General features: G+C 35.2%; 26 protein-coding genes and 1 pseudogene. 6 read left to right on the top strand and 21 right to left on the bottom strand.

Annotation, left to right across the window (positions count from 1 at the left end; translation table 11 throughout):
• Nucleotides 1-143: 143 nt before the first annotated feature.
• Entirely contained in the window at nucleotides 144-1,016 is an 873-nt protein-coding gene (locus EM808_RS18105) for a LysR family transcriptional regulator (RefSeq protein ID WP_127739612.1), read from the bottom strand.
• Nucleotides 1,017-1,149: 133 nt separating this feature from the next.
• Between EM808_RS18105 and EM808_RS18100 the strand changes: the two genes are divergently transcribed.
• The gene (locus tag EM808_RS18100; protein ID WP_412973752.1) at nucleotides 1,150-1,842 is read left to right on the top strand and encodes a DUF554 domain-containing protein; all 693 of its coding nucleotides are present in this window, start codon (nucleotides 1,150-1,152) and stop codon (nucleotides 1,840-1,842) included.
• Nucleotides 1,843-2,309: 467 nt separating this feature from the next.
• On the opposite strand, the gene EM808_RS18095 is transcribed toward EM808_RS18100, so the two are convergent.
• From EM808_RS18095 to EM808_RS18060, 8 genes are all read right to left on the bottom strand, one after another.
• Nucleotides 2,310-3,071 (bottom strand): hypothetical protein, encoded by a 762-nt coding sequence (locus EM808_RS18095; protein WP_127739610.1) that lies wholly within the window; start codon nucleotides 3,069-3,071, stop codon nucleotides 2,310-2,312.
• 85 nt (nucleotides 3,072-3,156) lie between these two features.
• Nucleotides 3,157-3,840, bottom strand: a complete 684-nt coding sequence (locus EM808_RS18090) for a DUF3600 domain-containing protein (protein ID WP_127739609.1) — start codon at nucleotides 3,838-3,840, stop codon at nucleotides 3,157-3,159.
• Nucleotides 3,830-4,411 carry a sigma-70 family RNA polymerase sigma factor gene (locus EM808_RS18085; RefSeq protein WP_127739608.1) on the bottom strand — a complete coding sequence of 194 codons (582 nt, stop codon included), beginning with the start codon at nucleotides 4,409-4,411 and terminating at the stop codon, nucleotides 3,830-3,832. The genes EM808_RS18090 and EM808_RS18085 overlap by 11 nt, the downstream gene beginning before the upstream one ends.
• 173 nt (nucleotides 4,412-4,584) lie before the next feature.
• A complete protein-coding gene (locus EM808_RS18080) occupies nucleotides 4,585-4,800 on the bottom strand; it encodes a hypothetical protein (RefSeq protein WP_127739607.1) in 216 nt (71 codons plus the stop codon).
• Between the two features lie 249 nt (nucleotides 4,801-5,049).
• The gene (locus EM808_RS18075) at nucleotides 5,050-5,256 is read right to left on the bottom strand and encodes a hypothetical protein (protein WP_127739606.1); all 207 of its coding nucleotides are present in this window, start codon (nucleotides 5,254-5,256) and stop codon (nucleotides 5,050-5,052) included.
• A gap of 166 nt (nucleotides 5,257-5,422) precedes the next feature.
• Nucleotides 5,423-5,914, bottom strand: a complete 492-nt coding sequence (locus tag EM808_RS18070) for a hypothetical protein (protein WP_127739605.1) — start codon at nucleotides 5,912-5,914, stop codon at nucleotides 5,423-5,425.
• A 235-nt stretch (nucleotides 5,915-6,149) separates the two neighbouring features.
• Nucleotides 6,150-8,264: a glycoside hydrolase family 3 protein gene (locus EM808_RS18065; RefSeq protein WP_127739604.1), complete on the bottom strand. Its 2,115-nt coding sequence runs from the start codon at nucleotides 8,262-8,264 to the stop codon at nucleotides 6,150-6,152.
• Nucleotides 8,265-8,313: 49 nt separating this feature from the next.
• Entirely contained in the window at nucleotides 8,314-9,915 is a 1,602-nt protein-coding gene (locus tag EM808_RS18060; protein ID WP_127739603.1) for a glucose PTS transporter subunit IIA, read from the bottom strand.
• Between the two features lie 226 nt (nucleotides 9,916-10,141).
• Here EM808_RS18060 and EM808_RS18055 point away from each other — a divergent pair, with 226 nt between their 5' ends.
• Nucleotides 10,142-11,053 carry a helix-turn-helix domain-containing protein gene (locus EM808_RS18055; protein ID WP_127739602.1) on the top strand — a complete coding sequence of 304 codons (912 nt, stop codon included), beginning with the start codon at nucleotides 10,142-10,144 and terminating at the stop codon, nucleotides 11,051-11,053.
• A 205-nt stretch (nucleotides 11,054-11,258) separates the two neighbouring features.
• On the opposite strand, the gene EM808_RS18050 is transcribed toward EM808_RS18055, so the two are convergent.
• From EM808_RS18050 to EM808_RS18025, 6 genes and pseudogenes are all read right to left on the bottom strand, one after another.
• Entirely contained in the window at nucleotides 11,259-12,731 is a 1,473-nt protein-coding gene (locus EM808_RS18050) for a gluconokinase (RefSeq protein ID WP_127739601.1), read from the bottom strand.
• A 197-nt stretch (nucleotides 12,732-12,928) separates the two neighbouring features.
• The gene (gene gndA, locus EM808_RS18045; RefSeq protein ID WP_127739600.1) at nucleotides 12,929-14,347 is read right to left on the bottom strand and encodes an NADP-dependent phosphogluconate dehydrogenase; all 1,419 of its coding nucleotides are present in this window, start codon (nucleotides 14,345-14,347) and stop codon (nucleotides 12,929-12,931) included.
• A 115-nt stretch (nucleotides 14,348-14,462) separates the two neighbouring features.
• On the bottom strand, nucleotides 14,463-14,561 hold the full coding sequence (locus EM808_RS18040) for a glucuronate isomerase (protein WP_127739770.1): 99 nt from the start codon (nucleotides 14,559-14,561) through the stop codon (nucleotides 14,463-14,465).
• A 535-nt stretch (nucleotides 14,562-15,096) separates the two neighbouring features.
• A pseudogene (locus EM808_RS29805) lies at nucleotides 15,097-15,411 on the bottom strand (methyl-accepting chemotaxis protein); the annotation flags it as partial.
• Between the two features lie 723 nt (nucleotides 15,412-16,134).
• Nucleotides 16,135-17,172 (bottom strand): ketopantoate reductase family protein, encoded by a 1,038-nt coding sequence (locus EM808_RS18030; protein WP_127739768.1) that lies wholly within the window; start codon nucleotides 17,170-17,172, stop codon nucleotides 16,135-16,137.
• Between the two features lie 13 nt (nucleotides 17,173-17,185).
• Nucleotides 17,186-17,932: an acetoacetate decarboxylase gene (locus EM808_RS18025; RefSeq protein WP_127739599.1), complete on the bottom strand. Its 747-nt coding sequence runs from the start codon at nucleotides 17,930-17,932 to the stop codon at nucleotides 17,186-17,188.
• Nucleotides 17,933-18,071: 139 nt separating this feature from the next.
• Between EM808_RS18025 and EM808_RS18020 the strand changes: the two genes are divergently transcribed.
• Entirely contained in the window at nucleotides 18,072-18,959 is an 888-nt protein-coding gene (locus tag EM808_RS18020; RefSeq protein ID WP_127739598.1) for a LysR family transcriptional regulator, read from the top strand.
• Nucleotides 18,960-19,029: 70 nt separating this feature from the next.
• Here EM808_RS18020 and EM808_RS18015 read toward each other — a convergent pair whose 3' ends face one another.
• Entirely contained in the window at nucleotides 19,030-19,866 is an 837-nt protein-coding gene (locus EM808_RS18015; protein ID WP_127739597.1) for a hypothetical protein, read from the bottom strand.
• Nucleotides 19,867-20,430: 564 nt separating this feature from the next.
• A complete protein-coding gene (locus tag EM808_RS18010) occupies nucleotides 20,431-21,255 on the bottom strand; it encodes a HEAT repeat domain-containing protein (protein ID WP_127739596.1) in 825 nt (274 codons plus the stop codon).
• A gap of 336 nt (nucleotides 21,256-21,591) precedes the next feature.
• Here EM808_RS18010 and EM808_RS18005 point away from each other — a divergent pair, with 336 nt between their 5' ends.
• The 3 genes from EM808_RS18005 (at nucleotide 21,592) to EM808_RS17995 (ending at nucleotide 24,755) form a co-directional block, all read left to right on the top strand.
• Nucleotides 21,592-22,224, top strand: coding sequence for a GntR family transcriptional regulator (locus EM808_RS18005; protein WP_164849705.1), 633 nt, complete (start codon nucleotides 21,592-21,594; stop codon nucleotides 22,222-22,224).
• A 231-nt stretch (nucleotides 22,225-22,455) separates the two neighbouring features.
• Complete coding sequence (locus EM808_RS18000) at nucleotides 22,456-23,205, top strand: SDR family oxidoreductase (RefSeq protein WP_127739594.1); 750 nt, start codon at nucleotides 22,456-22,458, stop codon at nucleotides 23,203-23,205.
• A gap of 215 nt (nucleotides 23,206-23,420) precedes the next feature.
• A complete protein-coding gene (locus tag EM808_RS17995; RefSeq protein WP_127739593.1) occupies nucleotides 23,421-24,755 on the top strand; it encodes a gluconate:H+ symporter in 1,335 nt (444 codons plus the stop codon).
• A gap of 486 nt (nucleotides 24,756-25,241) precedes the next feature.
• Here the strand turns inward: EM808_RS17995 and EM808_RS17990 are convergent, their stop codons facing one another.
• From EM808_RS17990 to EM808_RS17975, 4 genes are all read right to left on the bottom strand, one after another.
• Nucleotides 25,242-25,469, bottom strand: a complete 228-nt coding sequence (locus EM808_RS17990) for a hypothetical protein (RefSeq protein ID WP_127739592.1) — start codon at nucleotides 25,467-25,469, stop codon at nucleotides 25,242-25,244.
• Nucleotides 25,470-25,493: 24 nt separating this feature from the next.
• On the bottom strand, nucleotides 25,494-25,706 hold the full coding sequence (locus tag EM808_RS17985) for a helix-turn-helix domain-containing protein (protein ID WP_127739591.1): 213 nt from the start codon (nucleotides 25,704-25,706) through the stop codon (nucleotides 25,494-25,496).
• 10 nt (nucleotides 25,707-25,716) lie between these two features.
• Nucleotides 25,717-26,193: a DUF2975 domain-containing protein gene (locus EM808_RS17980; RefSeq protein ID WP_127739590.1), complete on the bottom strand. Its 477-nt coding sequence runs from the start codon at nucleotides 26,191-26,193 to the stop codon at nucleotides 25,717-25,719.
• A 326-nt stretch (nucleotides 26,194-26,519) separates the two neighbouring features.
• The coding region (locus EM808_RS17975; RefSeq protein ID WP_164849711.1) for an IS3 family transposase at nucleotides 26,520-26,608 on the bottom strand (89 nt) is incomplete at its 5' end.

The following is a 26,608-nucleotide window of genomic DNA, read 5'->3' as shown; positions in this document are numbered from 1 at the left end:
AAATTATTGTAACAAAATTTACATTAAAAATGGTGAACCCTATTCATATATTCAAAATCAGCCTTTGTATGAAAAAGCTTGCTTCCTATTTGCAAATAAAAAAAGCATGCGAACATGCCTTGATTACTCCTTACCTTCATATATTAATTTGACTCTAGCAACTTTTTGATAAATTCAATAAATCTTTGCGAAGCTGGAGCGATTTCTTTTAGTGATAATGCCGCAATACCAATAATTCGATGCTGCTCTGGCTCAAGACGAAGTGCTGTCACTTTGTATGGCATGCTTTGCAGGACTAGTTCAGGCATAATGCTGACGCCTAATTCATTTTCCACCATCGCTAAAATCGCTTGGTCATCAGCCATTTCAAAACTGTTTTGGAGTGTAACACCAGTATCCTTTAATATGCGTTTTATGTCGTGGTTATAACCCGATTTCAGAGTAATAAAGGCTTCATTCTTTAATTGATCAATACGTACTTTATCAAGAATACTCAGAGGGTGTTTTTGTGGAAGGATACATAATATCCGATCTTTTTTTAATGGAATTGTTTCGAAATTCTCTGTAGTTGGTAAAGTTGTAAACCCAAAGTCTATAACACCGTTTGTAATCCACTCTTCCACATCCTGGTATCCCCCTTGAAAAATTTTTATTTCAATGAAAGGATGTTCTTGTTTAAAGTTTTTAAGTAATCTTGGCAGCCATTGAATACAAACACTTGTAAAAGCCCCAATACGTACTGTTCCCACTTCGAGTCCCTTGATTGACGCTGCTTCTTGCTTCAGTTTTTCGTCCCAATGCAGGACAGTTCGAACAGACTTTAACATTCTTTGCCCATTACTTGTTAAAGTAATTCCAGACCGACTTCTTATTAATAGTGGAAATCCAAATTCCGCCTCAAGGTTTGCGATTGAATAACTAACCGCAGACTGCGTTATGTTTAATGCTTCTGCCGCTTTTGTTAAGCTTCCCAATTCTACAACTGTGTTAAAAATTTCATATCTTGCCAGGCTCATCCCTATCATTCCTATCTATGAATTTTATTCATACATACTATCTAAAACTTTGATTTTATTTATATATAATTTACCCCTATAATACAAGAAAACACAACAATAGGGAAAGAGTCGGTGAACTACAGTGATTTTAATGGGGGCTTTAGCAAATGCAATCGGTGTAAGCGTTGGTACATTATTAGGGAGTCTACTTCGTCGTATTCCAGAAAGCATGAAGGACACTGTTATGAAAATAATGGGCTTAGCCATTGTCGTTTTGGGAATGCAAATGGGACTTAAAACCGAAAATTTTCTTATCGTGATTTTAAGTCTTGCTATAGGGGCAGTTATTGGTGAGTTACTTGCCTTAGAAGATAAAATTACCAAACTAGGGGATTGGTTAGAAAAACATGTCGGCTCAAATAAACAAGGAAGCATATCACAAGGATTTATAACTGGAACATTGATATTCGTAGTTGGAGCAATGGGCATAATCGGTGCCTTAGATAGTGGTATTCGAGGAAATAATGATGTGCTATACACGAAAGCCGTTATTGATGGATTCATCGCCATCATCTTAACGACCACATTGGGGATTGGCGTGTTATTCTCTGCAATTCCTGTAATTTTATATGAAGGGTTAATAGCGATTTTTGCTACCCAAATTGTTCGATTGGTTCCAGATGCTTTAATGGATCAGTTTGTTATAGAGATGTCAGCAACTGGCGGTATTATGATTATTGCTATAGGATTAAATTTAGTTGGAATTACAAAAATTAAAATAGCTAACCTTCTACCTGCGTTAGTAGTTGCTATTGTTGTCGTTTCGATAATGCATTTGTTTTAAATCTTATTTATTAGTGCGATTATAACTTAATATCCTAAAGAGGCTGGGACATAAGTATGTGAACCAGCGTAAGAACCGAACTACTTAATCAACAATTGATTAAATAGTTCGGTTTTTTGTTTTTAGTTTAAATACAAAAAATTAGAAATTTTAGTGGAATGGAGCGGAGGTCACTCGACTCCTGCGGGAAATAGAGGAAAGGATGAGACCCCGCGGAAAGCGCGAGGACGAGCGCGCAATGAAACGAACTAACTTTAACTCAACATTCTATTTAGACACAACCTTCTTTTTCTAATTTAGTTGTAATTCTATTATTCGTGTTTAGTAAGCTTATCTTTTGTTTTGTCCCAGCCTCATTTTTTATTTTATAGTCGGTTTTTTATTATATAAAATGACCCCAGTATAAATTTCTATTCAGATATATATGTTACCTATCCATTTTAGAAATTCCAGCTATTCTCTTATAGTTATTTTTGTAGAGATTTGTATTTTTCTAATATACTTAACAACAAATCTTTATTATATTTTGTTTTTTGGTAGATTAACTCTGCCAATTCTTCTAAACCATTGTATTTTGGTTGTGTGAGAATGCCTTCACTTGTACTTAATGTGCATTCCCAATTACCAAATTCCCAATGAGCAATCTCATTTTTGTAAGGTGTTCTACATTCTAATAAAGGTACTTTTTTAATTAAGTTTTGTGAATGCTCTGCCGCATCCATTAAAGCTTCCATCTCGATTGGTTGTTTACAATAATTTTGTCTCGATATCTTTCCATTCGGTCTGTAATAAAGTATTTCTGTACTATTTTCATTCTCTTTTACTTGTACATTTGCGGCTGGAAAAAATCCACTCAATTGTTCATGAACAAAATCCTCGCTGTGTGAATCTATTAGTATTGGTGTTAACCATTGATCTCCTAAATCACACAAAAATCGGTTTCCATTTTCACTTATTGCCACTACAGCTACATGGGCATTTTCTGTTTTTAAACTATGACCGATAGGATATGCCTTAATCCCATCCTTTTTAAATTCATCTAACAGCCATATCGCAAGGTCAAAACAGTTACCGGTTATTCCAAATTGCTCCCTATGCTCACGCATGATAGAAACATCACGCTGCTTTTTCCCATGTCCATTGTGATATTGCCATATTTTAGTTAACGTCTCCATAGGAAAGTCGTTAAACTTGCCCCAAGTGGCTAGAATACTTTTAGTTGGCAGCATTTTATCACCTGCATTTAATAGAATGTTTTTATAATAGCAACTATTTCTGCAATAAGGGACAGAAATCCTCCTTAAATTAGTTCTTTTACTCCATTTGTTTTTCATTAACATAGTCAATAAATACCCTTGCTTCTTCAAATGGACCTTGCAAATCTGTTGGTATTTCCTTTGTTTCTATATAATGGTCCGGATTTATCTGACTCTTTGAAATGATTTCTTCATAAACCATAAGAGATTTAATATACTGCTTGTATTCCTCTTCCGTTAACAACTCCTTACTAGATTCCAGACCATTTAATTGATCATAGTATGGCTGTATTTCTAAATATACTTTTGCAAGCTCTGTTTGTTTTTCTTGTGTGAGTGCAGCATAGTTAATCCCTCCATATTTGTCACCAAATTCAAGCTTAGCATCAGTCATTATTTTCACAAGTCCGATAAACTCTTTATATTCTGCGGGTTCTATCTGGCCTTGTGCTTGGGCAATTTTTGCATCCAACCGTAGATAACCTTCCATTGTTGCACTTGTAATATGCTTTTTCAAATTATCAAAAGAGCCGTATAGTCCATCAGCTATGAGAGATTTTGTGGCAAATGCCCCTGTCGGTATTAGCAATGCAGCAGCTAAAACACCTGTAATAATTCTTTTTTTCGTTTTTGACTTTCCGAGATGGATACTAGTCATAACATTCATTCTTAGTCCTGGCGGAGGAGTAATTTCTTTTCCAATCTCTTGTAAGGACTCTCTAAGTTTAGTCTCAATATTCATAAACCTTCCTCACTTCTTCAAGAATTTTTTTATTTTTTCCTTTTGTACGTAATTTTGTTAAAGCTGCATTTATTCTTGACTTAACAGTTCCAATAGGAACCTTTAAAATCGCTGAAATCTCGTCTTGGGTATAATCGTTTAAATAACGAAGAATAACTACCTGTTTCAGTTTGTATGGTAATTCATCCACTAATTTGACTAGCTGTTTATTTGTTATTTTTTCAATAACTTCGGTTGAGAAATCTAATTCTTTTTCCTCTTTAAATTCTTCAACCTTCTTAACAGTTCTAAAAATCATCCACTTTTTTCTTCGATAAGCTTTAATTTGTTTTAACGTAATTCCCATTAACCAAGGATTAAACTTCCGTTCAAAATCGAATTTTTTTATAGACTTAAACACCTGTATGTAAATGTCTTGTACCAAATCATCTACATCTGTTTTTTCCTCCACTAAAAAGTGAACTGTTTTAAATACATCTTGGATTGTTTTTTCGTAAAGTTCACCGCATGCCTCTCTGTTTCCAGCTCCAATAAGGTTAATTAATTTAATAAATTCATTATCAACACTCAACCTTATTCACCTCCCTTATCTCTTACACTATATATTGGTAACAATTTGAAATTTCGTTCGATTTTTTTTAAATAAAAAAGAGCCTATTATACATGGCTCATGAAAATACTTATTAATAGGGCTTGTTTAAAGATATTCTTAAGTAGAGAACCTGTAATGACTCTCGATAAAATTTAATATCCAAAAAATCTTGGAACCTGAACACCAAAATCAAATAGTGTACTCATAACAAAAAAAAATAGAATGATAACCATACAAATGTTTACAATAATTTTTCCATATGTACTATCTGCTTCTGCCACTTTCTCTTGCTGCTGTCTTTTTATTTCTCTATATATCCCTTGTACCTTTTGTTGTTTTTTCGTTTTTGTATGAGTTTTTTCGTTCATCTCGTCCTCCATTTTATAAAAGGAAATATATTATGAGTTTACTACAAATTACCATATGGATAAATATGTATTTTTAAAAAAGGAATTAGAGGCACTATATAGTTGTATTTCAAACAAAAAAAAACTCCCCATAGGCAGTTTTATGTTTTACTATATTTAAATTATGTTTGAAGATTAGAATATCTCCCCAAATCTACAAAAATACGAAGGTTTTCTGCAAAATGCAATCATTGCTTATGTATATAACAATCATTTTTCTTTATAAAGCTTCCACAATTCATGCTGTTTTTTGCTTATATTTTCATTATCTAACTTTATTTTCTTCAGTCTTCTTTTGAGCATAAGATTTGTTGGTTCCTGCTGCAGCCTTTTTATGATTTTTATACTACGTTTTCTATTATTAGATAATTCATTATTTAATGTTTGTATATCAAGGAGGATAAGGCTTTTATTCATACGAACTCCCTCTCTTATAATAGATTGACCTTTTACTTTACCCCAAATAATAGTTCTCAAACAAAAAACAAGCTAGTTCCTTCATACTTTTCTAGAATATCTTTAAGGATTAAAAATAAAACAGGATCACCTTCATAATGAAAGGCTAATTGATTTAAATATTACTTCACAAGTCCGTAAATTTATATTGTGCTCCTTCGACTCTATTATTATATATCACATTTTCATCCAACCCATTACAAACAGCCAAATAGCCTTCTCCTAGGTGTAAACTGACTCCATTTAATTGTTCTAAGTATTCAATCATTTCTACCTTATCTATTCGTTTGTTAATAGATTCAGCAAGTTGCATTAACTTATTCTGTTCCCAACTAAGCAAGAAATCGGTACCATAGTAATCAATTTCCTCCGTTAAATCGATTTGATTAAATGTTATAGCGTATTCGCCACTCTTATATGCACATAATTCCAACTGGCAATCTTCAAACCTAATTATCACGGGTAAATCATTAAACCACTCATCACTATTTTTTTCCCATGCAACCCAGATATCCTTTATCTTTTTACCTTTAAGCCCCTGTAGTCTAATTTTCTGGTCCTTTATTATTTGAGATAGTTCTGTGTAAAGTTTAGGATTGTAGCTTTTTATCCCTAGCATGAAATCACCTCTGAAGAAAGTTGCTGCATTACTATCATTTTAACATTAATAATTTAGCAAAAATGACTGGTTTGTTAAACTTTATATGCTTTTAACCAAATACACCTATTCCTTATCAAGCCCTTAACGAACAGACGCCTATTTTATCCCTTTGAAATCAAAGAGCTTTCCTCTATTCGAGAAAAGCACCATTTAATAGTTTATTAGTTAGCTTGCAAAACAAGTAACCTTTATATTAATAAGTTAACCCATGCCCAAGCTTATAAATATTACCATCACTATCTTTATAGGCATAACTCATTCCCTTTGGCATGTATTTATCTTTATCGAAGCCAGGGACGTCATTTCTTGATATGCACTCACCATTTTGATAAACGCCAATAACTTCTTCACTTGCTGGTAATGTTAATGGTAACACCCCAGTTGCTTGATGATTTCCTGTCATAACCTCAAACTGTGCATTAAAGAATGTATCGTAGCCAGCGACTAGAGCATCTGCCAATGGCTCCACATTCCCTAAAATCCATGGGAGAATAATATTTACACTTATTACAACTTTACCGCCACGTTTCTGAATATCTTCTGCTATTTCCTTTAGCTTTTCCATACCTGTTAATGTTGTTTCATTATACAAAGAGCCATTCAAGCCTGACACTACTTTATTTTCGCAAATTTCTAATTCTAGTAAACCAAGTGTTGCATTAAAATACGAGCCTGACTTTGGATGTAAGAATAGAATGGCAGTATCTGCTTCCTTATAGTTATCTGTCAATGTAAATAAGCCAAGTTTACTCGCTTCATTATTTGCTTTTTCTGTGTAGGAAGCAGCTTTTTGAAGATCTTTATGAAAAACCTGCACATATACCTTCTTACCTTTGAGCTTATGCTTTGTTAATGGTAGTGTAGACTGTGTATTTTTCAGGATAGTAACTGACTTTTTATGTGCCTCAGCTGCCGCATCCCAATGCTCCTTTGTGCTAACAACCTCTTCAGCTTGTTCTGGTGAATTGTACGTACGGTCATCAAATAACCCTAATGTAAACATTTCTGTTAAAAGTCGTATGTTTGCTTCATCGATTCGTTTCTCACTAATCCATCCTTTGCTTATAGCCATTTTAAGATTTTCTATATCATTGGTATCTGCAACCATATCTGTACCAGCATTAATGGCTTTCGCAAAACGCTCTGCTTCACTACTATCCTCCATGCCCCAGCACATATTATTTATAATTCCACTGTCACTATTTACGTAGCCTTTAAACCCAAGTTTTTCACGTAGTATATGATGTAAAAAATAATGATTAAATGTATAACCAACCTCTTCAAATGGAATTTCTTCTCCTTCAAATTCCTGAATAACACTTTTCTTGATACTTGGAATCGAGTAATATGGCATGATGGAAGAAGTTCCATGTTCAACAGCTGCTCTAAATGGTGGCAGATGATATTTTTCTAAGCTGCCTGGTGTTGGGTATAAATTCCATTTCCCTTCCTTATAATGTGGGTCAAAACCGTTTTCTCTTGCTCCACCCCCAGGGAAGTGCTTTGTTGTCAGGGCAATACTATGTGCTCCTAATTGCTCACCTTGAAACTCATCAATAATACGGCCAATTGCATCCGCGACAAATGCCGGGTCCTCACCAAACGTCCCATAGGCGCGCTGCCATCTTGGATCTGTAACAATGTCTGCCATATACATATAGCCTTTTCTTATACCTGTTGCATCCCATTCTTTCCTTGCAATTCTCGCAAACTCACTTATTAAAGATGCATCTTTACCATTTTTAATATCGCCTTTTGCAGCAGCAGCAAGGCCTAGTGTTCCTGGCCAGGTGGAGAAAATACCGGCTGCATCATTCATTCCGAAAACAGATTCTGCATTTTCATTACGTGAATTTGAGGTGATTAGAACCGGAATACCAAGCCGGGTTCCCTCTGCTACTTCATTTAACTTATTAATCCACTCTGCTATTTCAGCTGGACTATAGTTATCTCTTAGAATGAAATGTCTTAAATGCCTATTTTCAATCGTATGTGTTGTTCCATACACCTTGCTCGTGGCAAAAATATTTTCTCCTTTTTCCATAATTCCTTCGTCCAATATTCCATCATGACTCGTTTTGCTTTTGTCAGCTTGTGAAAGACCCATTCTTCTCGAATTAATTAGCATCATGCCGATTTTCTCATTGATATTCATTAAAGAAACAAGATTCTCCGCACGTTCTTTAGGACTTAAACGCCAGTCCTCATACGGATCAAGCTGCCCATTATTATTTAAATCTTTAAACTTCAATCCATCTTTTTCAATGATATTCTTCTTTCTAACTTGTAATTCAGGTTGCTTTTGCATGAACCTCACTCCTTATGTAAATTTTGAAATTTGCTTCTCAAATGAATTTCTATACTGTTAGATGAAGTAACGCTTGGCTTGCTATAATTTCACCAGCTTTTATAGGTTTTATCTGTCCATATTTTTCGGTATTTGTAATAACAATTGGCGTTTTAATGTCATAGCCTGCAGCTTTAATATTTTCTAAATCTACATGTATCAGCAAATCACCTTTATTGACTCTTTCCCATTCTTTAACATAAGCATTGATAAATTCACCATTTAATTTAATTGTTTCATTTCCGATATAAATTAGAATTTCAGCACCATCATCAGAGGTAATGCCAATCGCATGCTTACTAGGAAATAACGTTGTAACAACACCATCTACTGGCGAGATAATATCTCCACTCGTCGGTTCAATCGCAATTCCTTTTCCCACCATCTCCTTTGAAAACAGCGGATCAGCAATTTCGTTTAATGAAACAATTTTCCCAGATAATGGACTGACAATTGTTTCAGCTTTGACTGTAGCAAAGCCAAACTCCTTGTTTGCGCTTTCAATATTTGATAAGTCTTTTTTTCCTTCATATCCAAAAACAAGGATCAAAATCATTGCCAGGAGTAAGGAAGTAAACACACCGATTATATACAGGCCGGTTGGAGCAAATACTGGAATTGATAAGAAACTCGGCAGTGCAAAGGCAGTGCCTGTTACACCAATAGCTCCATTAATGCCACCCCCAATCGCACCTGATATACCGACAATGAGCATCGTTCGTTTATAGCGCACTAGGAGACCATACGTAATAATTTCTGTTGTACCTGCTAAAGCACTTGGCAGGAGTCCTGAACCAGCAAGTGTTTTTAATTTACGATCTGTTGTCTTTAAGAAAACACCAAGCCCCATTCCAATTTGCGCAAAAGGAGCTGCAGCTACCATCGCACTTATCGGGTCTGCTCCCGTTGCAGCGAGATTAGCCAGAAATAATGGAATAACTGCCCAATGCAGGCCTAAGATTGTAAGAAAGGACCAAGCGCCCCCCATAACTATTCCTGTTAATACACCACTTTTGTCGCTTAATAACTGAATGACAGTGGAAAGTCCTTCACCAACATATGTACCAAATGGTCCAAAAATTAAGATGGTTAGTGGAACAATTACTAATATGGAAAGCATTGGATTAATGAACATTTGCAATTCTTTATAAATCACTTTTCTTAAAGCTTTGTCTAATATGGCATAAATGCTTGCAGCCATTAATATTGGAAACACTGTAGAGGAATAGGTTGCTAATACTACTGGTATCCCTAAAAAAGTTATATCCTGAGCCTGCCCTGATATTAACCCTGTATAATGTGGCTCTAAAAGTGCGGCACCTATCGCTCCACCGACAAATCCATTCGCACCCAATTTGTTTGCCATTGTTATGCCAAGGAAAATCGGAAAGAAGTAAAAAATCGCATGTCCTGCTGCGGAAAGAATCGCATATGTTCCACTATCAGGCGATATCCACCCAACCGTTTTTAATACAGATAATAAGGCAGAAATTAATCCAGATCCTGCAAGTACTCCTAATATTGGGATAAAGCTTCCACTAATTGCACCTAAAATTTTATTTACTATTGATTCGTCTTTGATTGAGTTCTCTATCCTCTCCGTCTGCTGCATACGATATCCTCCAAGTACTAATTATTAGTTGAATAGACTAAAAGACTATTCATTGAACACATTAAGTTGACCACTTAAACTAAAAACACCACTTCAAAGATAAGGCTTACATTTTTAAATTTTGTGATTTTCACTAACCATAGTAGTATAATAGCAAAGAGAAACATAAAATAAATTGTAATTTTTGCTATCTATATTGTATATCTTGCTGTAATGAGGGATGATTATGAAGGAATCTATCTTTATGCCAGTAATGAATGAGAATTTCGAAATTCATTATTGGACTAAAACGTATCAATCAAGCAAAGCTGGTCTAAAGCCTGATGAATCAGCAGAAAATTACTCTGAAATAGAGCCGCTGTTTCGATTACATAGCCACGACGCGACGGAGTTTCTTATATTTTTAGGTGGAGAATGTGAGTATATATGTGAGGGAAAAACCTATAATCTTATTCCTGGTGATGTAGTATTTATACCTCCTTATGCGATTCATAAAGCTAATGTCAAAGACTTTGAAACATACGAGCGTATAGTATTGAACATAAGCGAGCAACTATTGGCTGACTATTTATCCGTATCACCTGCTATGCAGGAAAGTCTCAATCAGCATAAAGCTACAAGCTCCCATATAATTCATATACATTTCGATCAATTGCATGAAATCAGCTCTCTTCTTAAAGATGTAAGTGCACGAAAATTAAAGGATAAAGAACATCACACCTTTGCAGTGCAATACTTATTATTTCAAGCAATTCAGGTTATTTTAAACCCTTCTAGCAGTGTGCCCGCATCCAAGGATAACAGTGAAAATGATCAAAGATTATTGACAATAATTAACTATATTGAAACTAATTTGACTAATCCAGATTTGAACCTAGACAATGTTTCAAACCACTTTCATTTAAACAAATATTACTTTTCGCATTACTTTAAAAACAATATGAAGGTATCCTTCTATCGATATGTATTAATAAAGCGCCTTGCTATTGCGGTTACAATGATTAAGCAAAATAACATTTCCATTGAAGAAATAGCCAAAATTTGCGGTTTTCAGGATTATTCCAGTTTTTATCGACTGTTCAAAAAGGAATATAATATCTCTCCTAAAAACCTCCAAAAAATTAATAACAATAATTAAAGCTTTCAGAGTTTACCTAATTTTTTCTCTTGATTCTAATAGAAATGCCGAAAAAAGCTCAGGATAAATATCTGAGCTTTTTTCATAATATAGTCTGATTCTTTTAATTATCTATTCTCACGCTATGAAGTTCCTTCTATTGAAAAGAACTCTGATCACAGAAAGGCTTTTGATAGCTTCCATACTATTTCTCCCTTTTAATCAGCTAATCTTGGAAATGAAAGGCTAAATCCTTCACTAATTTTTCATATTTTTGATAAAGAACTACATATTTTTTATGATTAGCCAGATTTGTTTGAACCACTTTACCTGCAGGAATGTTGTCCTTGATTGCTTCAAGTGACTCAGCCTTGCCTAGACCTACTAATGCAATCCATGCAGCACCCCATGCTGCATTATGATGCGTGTCTGAGAGATGTATATCTTGTCCAAACACGTCTGCCATGATTTGCACCCAAACAGATGATTTAGATAATCCTCCGTTTACACTTATTTTCTTTGGCTTACCTGCAATTTCTTCTAATGATTGTCCAATCTGGTAAAGGTTAAAGGTAATCCCTTCCAACACAGCACGAGCTAAATGTTCTTTTTTATGGCCAATGCCTAAGCCAAAGAAGTTACCTTTTGCATTTTGGTTCCATAGTGGTGCACGTTCACCATTCACGTATGGCAGAAATAAAATTCCTTCGGCTCCAACTGCAATGCTTTCAACACCAGTGAGAAAGTCATCATGACTTCCTTCAAATTCCAACAAGTCTTTCAGCCATTGGAGAACTATGCCACCATTATTCGTTGGTCCACCAATAATGGAACTACTCTCCGTAAAGGCATACGTAAAAGTTTCCTGCTTATTACTGATAGGTGCACCTGCTGTAAATTGCCGAATTGCTCCACTTGTTCCAACAGACACAGCTACTTCACCTGGATTTATTGCACCATTGCCAAGGTTAGCTAACTGTCCGTCAGCTGCACCGATTACAAAAGGTAAATCTGTTTTTAAACCAATCTTTTTGGCAATATGTTCATCTAAGCCAGTAAGGATTTCTGTTGGTGGAACAATTGTTGCTAGTTGATTTGCTTGAACTCCGACTAGCTCAAGTGCAGCAGGCTCCCATACAAGATCTTTCACATTCATCAATCCTGAAGCAGATGCCATAGAATAGTCTGTCACTCTTTTTCCAAACCATTTATTTATTAAAAATTCTTTCATGGACATAAAAAAGCTTGCCCTTATATATGGCTCGTAATTAACTTCCTTCATCCACAACAATTTCAGCAATGGTGACATCGGATGGATAGGTGTGCCTGTTTTTTTGTAAATCTCAGCACCAATCGTATCATTTAGCTTTTTTGCTTGCACACTGCTTCTGCCATCAGCCCAAATTAGCACATTAGAAAGAGGTTCATCCTTTTCATTCACACAAATTAAAGAATGCATGGCAGCAGATATTCCCACCGCCAATATATTCTCATGCGGTGCTTTCTTTAAAACGGCTTGTAAGGCAGCAATGGACTGACGTTCAATTTCAATTGGATCTTGTTCCACCCAATTTTTTTCTGGATAATAAGAAGTAATTAGTTTTTCTGCTTCAGCTACTACATTTCCCTTCCTATCAAACAAAACTGCTTTTACACTTGTAGTACCAATATCAAGTCCAATGACCAACTCTGTTTCCATAAACTCTTCCCCTTATCTGAAATGAATTATTTGGAAAAGGCTTTGGTTGCTAGCCAAAGCCTTCTCATTTTTAATGGATTCATTTTTATTCATACAAACCACGCTTAAATTCTAAACCGCCAAATTTAGTAATGAAGTTGATTGATATTAATTTGCAAACCTCTGCACCTGTTCTAGTGATGTTTGGAAGATACCACTCAAAGCTGTTCCATCCAGTTTGTATGAAAGGTTCCTTCTTTATCGACACGTTGATAGGTGTGTGCACCAAAGTAATCACGCTGTGCTTGGATTAAATTTGCTGGTAAACTCTTTGTGCGATAGCTATCATAATAAGCAATTGCGCTTGCGAAAGCTGGTACTGGAATACCAGTATCAATCGCCCTTTTGATTACTTCCCGTAAAGAGGCTTGATAGCTTTCTACAATTCCTTTAAAATAGCTGTCTAACAATAAGTTTGCCAGGTTTGGTTCACGATCGTAGGCTTCTTTAATCTTTTGCAGGAATTGCGCGCGAATGATACATCCTCCTCGGAAAATCATGGCAATCTCTCCATACTGCAGGTTCCATGCATGCTCTTCAGAGGCTGCACGCATCTGTGCAAAGCCTTGAGCATAAGATACTATTTTACTCATATACAATGCTTTTCTTACTGCTTCAATAAGCTCTTCTTTGTTACCATCGAAAACACTTACATTTGGACCAGCTAAAATTTTGCTAGCCTGCACACGTTCCTCCTTCATTGCGGAAATAAACCGAGCAAAAACAGACTCTGTAATGATTGGAAGTGGAACTCCTAAATCAAGTGCATCTTGACTAGTCCATTTACCAGTTCCCTTTTGACCAGCAGTGTCTAATATAACGTCAATAATCGGTTTACCAGTTTCTTCATCAACTTTTGTAAAGATGTCTGCTGTAATTTCGATTAAATAGCTGTCTAACTCTCCCTTATTCCATTCAGAGAAAATATTGTGTAGTTCTTCAGCACCTAATCCTAGAAGGTTTTTCAGAAGAAAATACGCTTCTGATATTAACTGCATGTCGCCATATTCTATCCCATTATGGACCATTTTCACATAATGCCCTGCACCATTTGGGCCAATATAAGTGGTACAAGCATCATCTCCCACTTTGGCAGCGATTGCTTTTAAAATAGGCTCAACAAGATCATATGCCTCCTTTTGACCACCAGGCATAATAGACGGTCCTTTTAGTGCTCCCTCTTCCCCCCCAGAAACCCCAGTTCCAATAAAGTGGATACCACTCTCGTCTAATTCCTGATTACGACGAATTGTGTCCTTAAAGTATGTATTTCCTCCATCAATTAAAATATCCCCTTTTTCAAGATGAGGCTTTAATGATTCGATTGTGGCATCTGTTGCTGTACCCGCTTTAACCATCAATAAAATTTTGCGTGGCTTTTCTAAAGAGTTGATAAATTCTTCCATACTATAAGTTCCAACAAAATTTTTACCTTTTGCTTCGGTCTGCATAAATGCTTCCGTTTTTTCTGATGAACGGTTAAATACAGAAACAGCATACCCCCTGCTTTCCATATTTAAAGCTAAATTCTTTCCCATTACAGCTAAACCAACTACACCAATTTGTTGTTTTGACATAACGATTCTCCTCTTCTTTATAATTTGTTCCACTATCAAAGTACCGTTTTGCGTTGAATTACAAATATTCATCACGTCTTTTAGAGTAGCTCCTTGTCATTTGAAACTTTCCTTTTCATTCAACTATCCAAGTGTCTAGTAAATGACAAAGGATTATTCGGAAGTACCCATGACGTGAGTATGATAGAAGTTTTCTTGAATCCGTTAGCTTCAGATTAAATTTCTAATTAACTTCATTACTGATAGCGTCCTCATTTATCTCCCCCTTTCTAGTAAATTGATTCTACTGTTAAAAAGTTCTCACAAATATAATTAATTCGTTTACTAAACTAATTAATTATATTTATGATAAGAGCATTTCTTCTATTTATCAAGATAATTTTTATTTATCCATTAAAAGGTTGGAAGAAATATAGGCGAATAATCGAGAAGTAAATGACATGAAACTGATTAATTTCTTACCACCTAACTGCATACTCCCTTCGAATTCAAAGCGTTAGCTCTAACCATAAAGTTTTACTTCAGGTCAAAAAAAACCGAACTATCTAATCAATAATAGATTAAGTAGTTCGGTCTTTACGCTGGTTCACATACTTATGTCCCAGCCTCTCTTCATACTTATAGTTGGTTTATTTCAAATCACCAAACAATTACAAAATTAACACTAACATGCAATATTTTGAAATAAAGATATTAATTAGTGTCATACCATTTTTCTGAATGCAGGTTACAAGATAACTACACCTTAATTAAACTAATTCTTTCATATAAGCAAAAACCTCTTTGCTTTGTTTTTCTAATTTTTGCATTTCCTCTAAGAAATCTACCATTACAGTGGATTGTTCTTCAGATGATGCACTTACTTCCTCGATACTGATTTTTAAACTTTCAATGCTATTTTTTATTTCAGCTAAAGATCCGCCAATTGTTCCAACTGCTTGTTTTGTATTCTCTGAAAGTTTTCTTATTTCTGTTGCAACCACTCCGAAGCCTTTTCCAGCCTCTCCAGATCTTGCTGCTTCAATTGCCGCGTTTAAACCTAATAAATTTGTTTGTGTAGAGATTCCTTCAATGATTTTCACTAAATTTCCGATTTGCTGTGTATTATCATTTGCTTTAATGGCTTGAGAAGTAATTTCATTACTTGTCGCAGATAATTCTTCTGATTGTGCAGCGACAATTTGGATTTTTTCATGAAGTGTGCTGATTATTGCATTTAATGAACTTAATTCTCGATCCATTTTTTCTTCCACTTCTAATGTTTTGCTTATAGAGAATAAACCGACAACTTCTTTTGTTTCTTTATCTTTAATTGGTGTTACAGTGGAGAAAAAGGGAATACCTAGACTTTCTTTTGGGACATATTCTTCTACTTTTTTCGCTTCCTTCAACGAACGAATTAATAGTTCATTTCCTGGTACAAAAGCAGGATCGCCAACTTTTATATTTAAGGGAAGACTTGTTGAAGGTGAGAAATAAATGATATTTTGTAAGTCTGTAATCATAATCGCAGTAGTTTTACCTGTTGTTTCTTTAATTATAGGTCCTAAATCAACTAAAGTTTGTAATGAATTATGCAATGATTTTTGCCCCTTTCTTTATATCTTTCATATATATCGGTTAAAACACTGAACTATTAAGGACAGTAATACTAGCTATAGCGCTTACTTTAAAAGTTTTTTTAAAAAAATCCTAACAGCTGTGGAATGAATTAATTACCGGAACGCTTTATAGCATTTAACAGCTTTGCAGAAAAAAAGGATTGCCATAGCAATCCCTTCATCTGGTTACATCTTGTGTTTTTTTATCAGCTCTTCAAAGCTTTTTATATTGGTATTAAAATCAGGTACAGTTTGAGATTCTTCCGCAGACTTAACCATTTTAACAACCATGTCATTAAATGGCGTTGGTATACTTGTGCCTTCTGCCATTTTGGGAACAACTCCATTGATAAAATCAATTTCAGTTTTGCGCTTTTTTTCAAGATCCTGTAGCATACTTGCCTTTAAAAGCCTTGAAGGCTCCATTACTGCCCTAAAGGTTTGAACTCGTGTAGGAACATCTTGTTCGTTTGTTACTTCTAATGAAGCGATATCGAAACCATTCATCTTAGCGAATGAAATCCCAATAGCGTGACCAACCTTAATCGTTTCATCTGCAATATGAACGGCACTAATGATGCCATATTCATTATCCAGTATGTCACCATATTCGCCATTCAATGCTGCGGATAAACCACTGAACGCATTATTGATAAGTAGTTTTGACCATTTCGTTCCAACTAAGTTGTCTGATATATGTGTTCCGCCCACAAGGTCTAAAACAGCTTTAATTTGCTTGATTCTATCTGTTGTTTCGCCATTTAATTCACCGATCTGAAAGGCATACTTTTTAAATTGAGTATATTCGGTTGTTAAGCTGGATACTCCAGGTTCAATAAACGTTGCGCCAAACTCAACAGAACCTGCAATTACACGCTCTGCACCAACAATGGATGCAACATTATTCTCCGGTATACCATTCTGTAAGGAACAAACTACACTATCCTTATCTAAAAACGGCAGTAGCTCACTAAGAACAGAGTCATTATATAATTGTTTCGTCAGCAGTAAAACTAAGTCATATTTGCCAGATTTATTTTCTGGGGTAATAGCTTTCACCTTTGCTTGGAACTCATGTGTACCAATCACTTTAGCACCTGTTTGATTTAATGCATCAACATGTGCCTCGTATGTATCAATTAATTCAACATCCATTCCACCTGCACTAAGATATGCTCCCACAATAGTTCCTAAAGAACCTGCTCCTAAAACAGCAATTCTCATCATAAATTCCTCCTTATTTTTCCTCTAGATAGTTATATACTGGCTGTGCAGCATTTAAAGTTAAATCCGTAACAATATGGGATGCTGAAACGACTTCTAATACAGGTAAGTCTGCCAGAGGTGCCAATGCATGTTCGAATAATTGTAAGCGCGCAGGACCCGTCCATGCCTCTTTTACTTTTATATCCGTTATTTGTGTTCGTATTAAATCACAAATCCTCCATTCTCCCGTATAATCGGTTGCAATTTTCACCATAAAATTAGGACGGCAAATTTCGCTTTTAGCTTTATCCTTGTCCATTTCGGCATGCTTATACCCCATAGTTGCGGTTGCTATTCGAAGGGATCCGTAATCCAATGTTCCAACTAGCGTATCAGAATCTGTATATAACTTAGGTGCCCCTAATTTCTTCGGATAGGCAGTTAGCTCACGTCCACTTGCGATTGCTGGGAAGTTGTCTACATACATTGAATGCACATAATCCCCTTCCTCCCCATTAAAATGGACAGGAATTACTTGTCCAGCCTCCGTATAAGCACCAAGTCCAGAAACATCGGGCATCCACATAACTTCGAACTTCACTAATGGTTCCGTAATTTGAAGAGGTTCTGGCACTGCCGCCCGTAAGGCTTTTTCATCTGTGCGATAAATAATATTTAGATATTCGCGATTCACAAACTTATATGGCGGCATAGGATAAGCTGGTGCAGTTAACGGTGTATTGAGATTTTTTGCTATATTGTTTACGTCTATTTTCATTTAATATGTCACCTCTCCTAAGTACTATCTATTACTTTTTTCTAAACGATGTAATTATCTTACATCTGCATTTACATTTAATCTAATACATATTAAGGTATATATATATTTATCACAGTAAATAAAGGAGTTTAAATTAATGGAATTACTTCAACTTAAATACTTTCAGACAGTTGCTTATACAGAGCATATTTCAAATGCAGCTAACCAGTTAAATATTGCCCAGCCCTCTTTAAGCTTGACTATTAAACGACTTGAGGATGAATTAGGAACTGCGCTTTTTAATAGGAATGGGAGAAATATTCAATTGAATTCCTTCGGAAGAATTTTTTTGAAGCACGTAGATAGGATTTTTATAGAGCTTGAAAATGCACAAAAGGAAATTCAAGCAGAAGAAGATAAAATGTCTCATACGATAAGAATCGCTATCTCCAACCCAAGATTTCTTGCAGGACTAATCAGTGAGTATATTAATACCTCTCCTGAATCAACGATTCATCAAGGAATAAAAGCCAAAAGTGACATTATTTCAAGCTTAAAAAAGGGGGACGTTGATTTAGGGATATCTGGTCACCCGATCGAAGACGACGAATTAGAGAGTTGTTTATTAGTAGAAGAAGATATTGTGCTTGTTTTGCCGCACACCGATAACTATAGAGGCATAACGGAACTATCATTAAGTGAGGTTGCAACTGAGCCTTTTATTGCTTTGGCAGATAATGAGGAATACAGCGAATTCACTACAAATCTTTGTAAAAAACATGGATTTGTTCCGAATAACATTTTTGAGGTAGATTCCTACTTACTTTTAGAAATAATTAAAGTAAATCAAGGGGTTGCACTACTTCCCATTTCGGTCTGTAGGCAATTAAAGCTAAATTATGTGAAAATCGCAGACATTTCTCCCTCCTATTCAGTCAGTCTTTCATGGATGAGAAATAAATTGCTGTCCTCATCAGAAAAAAGCTTTAAAGACTTTATTATTGCTTATTATCGAGAGAATATTAAAATGTTTAAGGTGGATTAAATATAGTACAAATAGGAATATCCATAACGAATGGATATTCCTATTAGCTTTCACTTGGTTAGTGAACAAATTATTGAAAGCTCACATTGTCCTTTGATATTTGCACACTTATAAAGTCACCTAATGCATGGACTACAGCTATTGTGACAACAATTGAATCCTCCGTTACATAAACAAATACCTCAGGAGAGTTCATTTTATCTGCTTCTAAAAATTTCTTAAGTAGGTCTTGATTATCTAAGCTTGCGATATATTTTTTGATTTCCTGTTTATATTCAGAGGATTGATCTGTGACAATTCCCCCCTGTTTAAACGCTTGAACAAACGAATCATCAAGATTGACTAAATCACTTAAACTTACTTTTTCACCTGTTTGCATATTTACAAGTGTTGAATAAGATAAGTTTATCGGATAGCTGTTGCTTGGACTCGTAAGTAACCCTTCATATGCTATACTAACAAACTCATCATTTACAAATGGAATGTAGTACTTGATTTCTCCTGTATAGCCTTCATAATAATCGTTTTCAAAATAATAACTCGCAGCCTTTGTTATTACACTATTGATTTTATTTGCCTTATCCGAATCTTCATTAGCTAATTGCGGATAACTTACTTTAATATTGCCTTTAGTATACTGTTTTGAAGTGAAGCTGTTTTCCTTATAAAGTCCTTCTGATTCATCATTTTTATCATTTGTTGCTGTTTCCTGATTTTCTCCAACACCGTTATTATCGTTCGTTTCTTGTTCTTTATTTTCCAATGCATCATTTTCAGCCTTTGTTTCTTGGTTCTCCACTGCATCATTATCGGTGTTCAAATCTGAAGCCACATTACGTTCCCCGTTACTGCACGCCGATAACCATATTAGAGATACAATACCTACAATTATTATTTTTAAATACATTACATCACCTCTATTGTTAAATTGGTTCGCTTAAACATATACGAAGAACCTACATTACGATTAAATTTCTGTCACATACGCGAATTCTCTTTTTTTAAACTAAAAGAAAAGATAAGACTCACAATCACATAATAAATACCTAAAATTGAAAAGCAATCTGTAGCAATTATTAATAATTCTCTATGCAAAAATACATATCGCCAACTAAATGAACTAAGCATAAATGTTATCGGAAGTACAAGAAATAAAATAATAAAGATGAAGCTTCTTTTATTAATTATTGTATCTCATCCCCTTTTTATCCATATTATAACAAAAACAAATGGTTTATTCTTTTCTTAGAAGCATAAAATTCCGCTGCCTAAAAAGCAGCGGAATTATTTTTGGATTCATTTTACTCTATATTCAAACATAATATTTTATGATTTATTTCTGTAACCCTTAGAAATAAATTCTTTAATTAGCGCCCTTCTTAAAACCTTCCTTTTCCGTCTCTGAAAGAAAATCCCACTTTTTTAATTTAACCCAATTTAATAAATTTTGGACTTTAAGGTCAGCATTTTTTTACTGATTTAGGAATTCAAAAGCTGGTACTAACTCGTCACTATCTATCTTTCGCTTTTTATTTAAAACTGTTTTTACTCGTTTATAGACAGCATCTATAGCCGTTTTATCACCATGATTTTTAATTGCTAACAGAGCATAGCTTTTTACATGAGGGGAACGGTCACCTAAAGCCTCTATATATAGTGGAAGGTATGCTGCCCCTCCTAAACTATCGAGTGCAGAAACAGCAGAACGTCTTACTTCTCCTTTTGTATTCGTGAATAATGGCAGGATATACGGAATGGATTTTGCGGAACCAATATTACTAAGAGAACCAAGTGCATAAAAAAGATCATATTCATCTTGCGATTTTCTAATCACTTCTATAAGAGCATCTTCTACGTCTGAACTTTTACATCTTCCCAGTGCTGAAATCGCCGAATGTCTTACTACCCATCTGTCATCATCTAAACACTTAATAATGGAAGAAGCGTCTGGTATAACCGCTTGTTCTTCAATACTCATGAGTATTCTTTCTAACGTATGTTTATTTGTTTCTTTATCAATCTGTTTTAAAAGAATTTCAACTACACGTTTATCACCTGTATTTACTCCAATTTTTCCTAAAGCAAAATAAATATTGCTTTTGAGCGATTCTTTTTTGCTTGTTTTCAACATGTCAATTAGATAAGAGATATAGGTTGTGTCTGTCAATTCCCAAACCTTTTCATAGGCATTCCAAGAAGGAGCTCCCTCATTTGTGTAAGTTCCATCCTCTTCCTTATAAATAGTGTCCTCTCCATCCATTTCATTGATTAAATCCAGCAATTCTTTCTTATTCATGATAGAAACCTCTACTCATTATTTTTTAAACTTATTTTATAATAAGTGTGTATTAAGCTAACTGCAATTATATTTCAAAAAAAAGCTTAAGGCTCTCCTTAGGATTAAGGCCACTTCACTTTTCGTATATTAAGGAGGTATATCTCCATTAAATTTATCATTTCATATACTCTTTCTAATAATAAACCTGTCAGTTCCAAATATAGATAATTTAATGAAAACTCCCACTGATTAAAGACAATTTCAGTTAAGTTTATATATAATAAAGTAATAAACATGTTTTACTCGCTACATACGACTAATATAACCTATTATTTGAAAAGGAACGGTATAAATATGGATAGATTAAAAGAAGATTCGTCAATATCGTTAAAAGATCAAGTGAAGAAAATTATTCGTGACGAAATTATTATGAATAAATTAAAACCAGGTGAACGGATCGTAGAAACGGAGGTTGCCAAAAGACTTGGGATTAGCCAAGTTCCTGTTCGGGAGGCCCTAAGAGGCTTAGAGGAAGAAGGACTTATTCGCACAGTTAAGTATAAAGGTGCCTTTGTAACAGAGATAAATAAGACTGAAATGTATCACATTTTTTCATTGCGAGCATCTATTGAGACAGAGGCAATTGAAATAATCACGCCAAATCTGACAAATCAAAAGCTTGGAGCGCTGTATGATATTGTCGAGCAAATGAAGAATGAAAAGCCGGATTATTTGCTTCAGGCTAAATTGGATATGGAATTTCACCGCACCATTATTGCTTGGGCAGAAATAGCAACTTTCGATAGAATATGGTCCATGCTGAATAGTCATATTCAGCGTTATATTACCATTCTAAATCCTGAAATCAGAATACTGCCTGAAGAAGTGCATACATACCATTTAGAGCTAGTAGAAGTATTAAAGCAAAAGGATATTCAAAGATCCAAGGAAGTATTTAGGCAGCATATTATGAAAATGGTTCTGTAAGTCTTTTGTGCTCAATAGTATAAAGATAGAGTGTTGATTATTATATATATAAATTAAAATTATATATAATATATATCGACACGCCCTTTAAGATTATATATAATGTTAATAGTTATATATAATCTTAATATGAAGAGGTGTTGAGAAAATGAAAAATGGTGTTTAACAACAAAATGATAACGGTTTCTCTTTATCATTGATTATCAACTTTATGAAGGAGGAAATGCTACGATGTTTCGATTAGATGGAAAAGTTGCTGCAATAACAGGTGCGACAAGAGGCATAGGAAAACAAATGGCCCTAGCTTTAGCGGAAGCAGGAGCGACCATTGCGTTGCTGCAGAGGAATATCGAGGATGACAGCGTTCAAAAGGAAATTGAAGCAATTGGCCAAAAGGCGGTTATTGTGCCCTGTGATTTAGAAAATCAAGCGCAAGTAAAGCGGGCCATACCAACAGTTGTAGAGCTGCTAGGCAGCATTGATATTCTTGTCAATAATGCAGGCATTCAACGTCGTTCCCCTTCAATAGCCTTTACTGAAGATGACTGGGATGATGTCATCAATGTGAATCTGAAAACTGTTTGGCTGCTATGTCAGGAAGCAGGTAAATATATGATTCCGCAAAGACAAGGAAAAATAATTAATATGGCATCCCTACTATCCTTCCAAGGAGGATTAACTGTTCCTGCCTATGCTGCTGCTAAAGGCGGAGTGGCTCAGTTGACTAAAGCATTAGCTAATGAGTGGGCAAAGGAAAATATTAATGTTAATGCGATTGTGCCTGGCTATATTGCTACAGATATGAATGAAGCGTTAATTGGAGATGAAACACGCAATAAACAAATTCTTGAGCGCATACCTGCTGGCCGCTGGGGAACTGCCGAAGATTTCAGCGGAACAATTGTCTTTTTGGCATCAGAGGCTTCCAATTATATACATGGGCATTTATTGGCAGTAGATGGAGGCTGGTTGGGCCGTTAAATTATGGCTAGATTTCTACAATAAGGTCTTTCTCGGTTTTGATAAATTAGCAACAATTGCAGGAAAAGATAATGATTTATCTAAATAAGCCCATTAAAAAGGGTCCTATAGTATTTATCAAATGATGCCTTGCTTGTCTTCTAAGCAGGGTAAAATCACGCATTTATGTAAGCGTTTTATCATGATTGACTATCCCATTTCCTGGAGGTTATACTATGCCTATTTTAATAGTTGCTATTGGTGTCCTTATTTTATTATTCCTTATTATGAAAATGAAGCTAAACACTTTTGTTTCACTGGTGATTGTCTCGTTTTTAGTTGCTGTTGGGCTTGAAATGGAATTAACAGAAATTGTAAAGACAATAGAAGCTGGTATCGGCAGCCAATTGGGGCATTTAGCTTTGGTTTTTGGACTTGGCGCAATGCTTGGAAGATTAGTATCTGATGCAGGTGGCGGACATAGAATTGCCATTACCCTTATTAATAAATTCGGCAAGAAGCGAATACAGCTGGCTGTTGTTGTTGCTTCCTTTATTATCGGGATTGCCTTGTTTTTTGAAGTTGGACTTGTACTATTAATTCCAATTATTTATGCAATAGCGAAGGAAGTAAAATTGCCTTTTCTATATTTAGGAATACCAATGGCAGCGGCATTAAACGTTACACACGGCTTCTTGCCTCCTCATCCAGCACCAACTGCGATTACAGCTGCTTATGGTGCAGACATTGGTCAAGTATTATTATTAGGTACACTTATTGCAATTCCGACAACGATTGTCGCAGGTCCGCTATTTAATAAGTTCGCAATGAAGGTATTTCCAACTGCTTATAATAAGAGCGGCAACTTAGCTGCATTAGGTCCTCAAAAGGAATTTGCATTAAAGGACACACCTGGTTTTGGCATCAGTGTATTAACATCATTATTTCCTGTTATATTTATGGGGCTTGCAACGATATTCTCCTTGCTAATGCCTGGCGAATCTAAAGTGAAGGAAGTTATTGAATTAATTGGGGCACCTGGTACAGCCATGCTGTTATCGCTTTTAATCGCCATTTATACGATGGGATATGCAAGAAAGATTCCAATGAAAGAGATTGGCAGTACACTCTCTGAATCTATTGCACAAATCGCCATGATGCTGTTAATCATCGGAGGCGGCGGTGCCTTTAAACAAGTACTTGTAGACGGTGGTGTCGGTGATTATGTGGCAACATTATTCAGTGAAACGAATATGTCCCCTATTTTAGTTGCGTGGATGATTGCAGCAATTTTGCGTCTTTGCTTAGGATCTGCAACAGTGGCTGCACTGACAACAGCAGGTCTCGTCACCCCTTTACTGGCATTAAGCACAGTAAACCCAGCGCTTGTCGTTTTAGCAACAGGAGCAGGCAGTGTGATATTTTGTCATGTTAATGATGCAGGATTTTGGATGGTAAAAGAGTATTTTGGTTTAAGCATGAAGGAAACATTTCAGACATGGAGTGTGCTGACAACAGTAATTTCTGTTACAGGGCTTTTGTGTGTGTTGCTGTTGGGTGTGATTATTTAAGAAATGCAAGCGGTTTTTTGCGAGCAAGTTATAAAGCTATTAAATACATAGAATCTTTATGTAAACGGCCCATTGATTCATCTTAAGACAGGTAATCCTGTCTTTTTTTCATTGATTGTAAGCAAACTTGTCCCCTGCATAAACGCTGCAGATGAATCAACTGCATCACCTGCATTCACAATCAATTGCCATAACTATGTTGAAAATAATAGTCTTCATCTATATCAATCGTTGTATAACCCTTGTGATTATAATCCCAAGTAAAACCTTTTTCGCTAACTCGATCACTACAAAAATGGTCCCAATCTCTAAGCGAGCACCAGAAAAACCCCCATTTTGTTAAACACAGATACAAAATATCTTCCTCTCACTTCCTCTTATTCAAAGAATGTAAATGAACAAAGCGGACTCCTAAAAAAACACTATACTTTTTGATATAATTATACAACTTATTTTTTTGGAGACACTACATTGCAATGGACTATATTAATCTATTACCAGAAATGCTCTGCCTCCCTCTAAAAACGCTTCTAGCTCCTCAAACTTCAAATAGGTAAATCCATGTGTTCGTGACACACAGGTAATTACATCATTTTCTTCATCCACACTAAATATAGTGTATCTACATCCATCTAAGATGATGGCCAAACCTAGCGGAAGATTTGCATGATTATCATTACTATAAAACCCACATGTTTTCTCGAAAACCTTCATACTATCACCTCTTTATAAAATAAGTTAATTATCATCTTGCCGATACTCTAAAATGTCGCCAGGCTGGCAATCTAATGCCTTGCAAATTGCATCCAATGTAGCTAATCGCACCGCTTTTGCTTTCCCGTTTTTTAGAATGGAGAGGTTTGCCATAGTAATACCGACCTGCTCCGAAAGCTCTGTCACACTCATTTTTCGTTTTGCTAGCATCACATCTATATTAATTACAATCGCCATATTTTCCACCTCATATCGTATGCTCATTTTCGTCTTTTAGTTCAATTGCGTCCTTCAGAAGCTTTTGAAGGACAGCAGCAAACACCGCAATAACGATGGAAGCAAAAACAGGAACCATGCCAATAAGAACTAATCCTGGAGCATCGTCTAGCTGTGCTACTACAAAAACAAATGGAAGCATAAATACATATAAGCAACTAATGACAATTGCACTTAATTTTATCCACTTTAACGCATTCACAGAGTCTTCCGAGAATGCGGTGTTCTTATCAATATAGTTTAAAAGTCTGTAAGCCTGATACAACGCATAGAAATAAGGGGCTGCTGATGCATACATGATTGTAACAATGGGATATAAAACTTCCACATAATCTGGATTTGCAGCATGTGTGGGTAACCAAGTTAAACCAAAAATCCCTACAGCTAAAATTGGAATTCCTAACAGAAAAACAGCTAATTTTAAAAAGGACGTAGATCCTCGTTTCATTTAAAACACCTCACCAAATGAATTTACAAACTGAATTTAACATATAATTTATTGTTTTACAATAAATTATTATTGAATTTTATCAATTAGTTATTGAAAGACATTTTGTAATGAACCTATAATTCTTTAAAATCTCCTCAAAAAAAGGACATTTAAAGCCATTTTGTTTAACTCAAACGCTAATTTTCCAGATTGTACTCCTTGCAAATTATCCATGTTTATTTTTTCTGTGTAGGAAGGGGTGCGAAAATAAGGGACTAAATTTTAATAAAAAAGCCTAAACCCTATATAAAGTGTACCCTTTGTAAAGGACATTTAAAAAAAGCCTAGGCAGTTTTAAGAAGATGATCTCTGTATTGAACAGGGGTCATCTTTTTTAAGTTCCACTGATATCTATAGTAATTGTAATAAATCA

The organism is Niallia taxi, assembly GCF_004005475.1.
In the GTDB taxonomy this organism is placed as follows: domain Bacteria; phylum Bacillota; class Bacilli; order Bacillales; family Cytobacillaceae; genus Niallia; species Niallia taxi.
The sequence above is the reverse complement of the archived record's forward strand: the minus strand, read 5'-3'. Positions and strand labels throughout refer to the sequence as shown.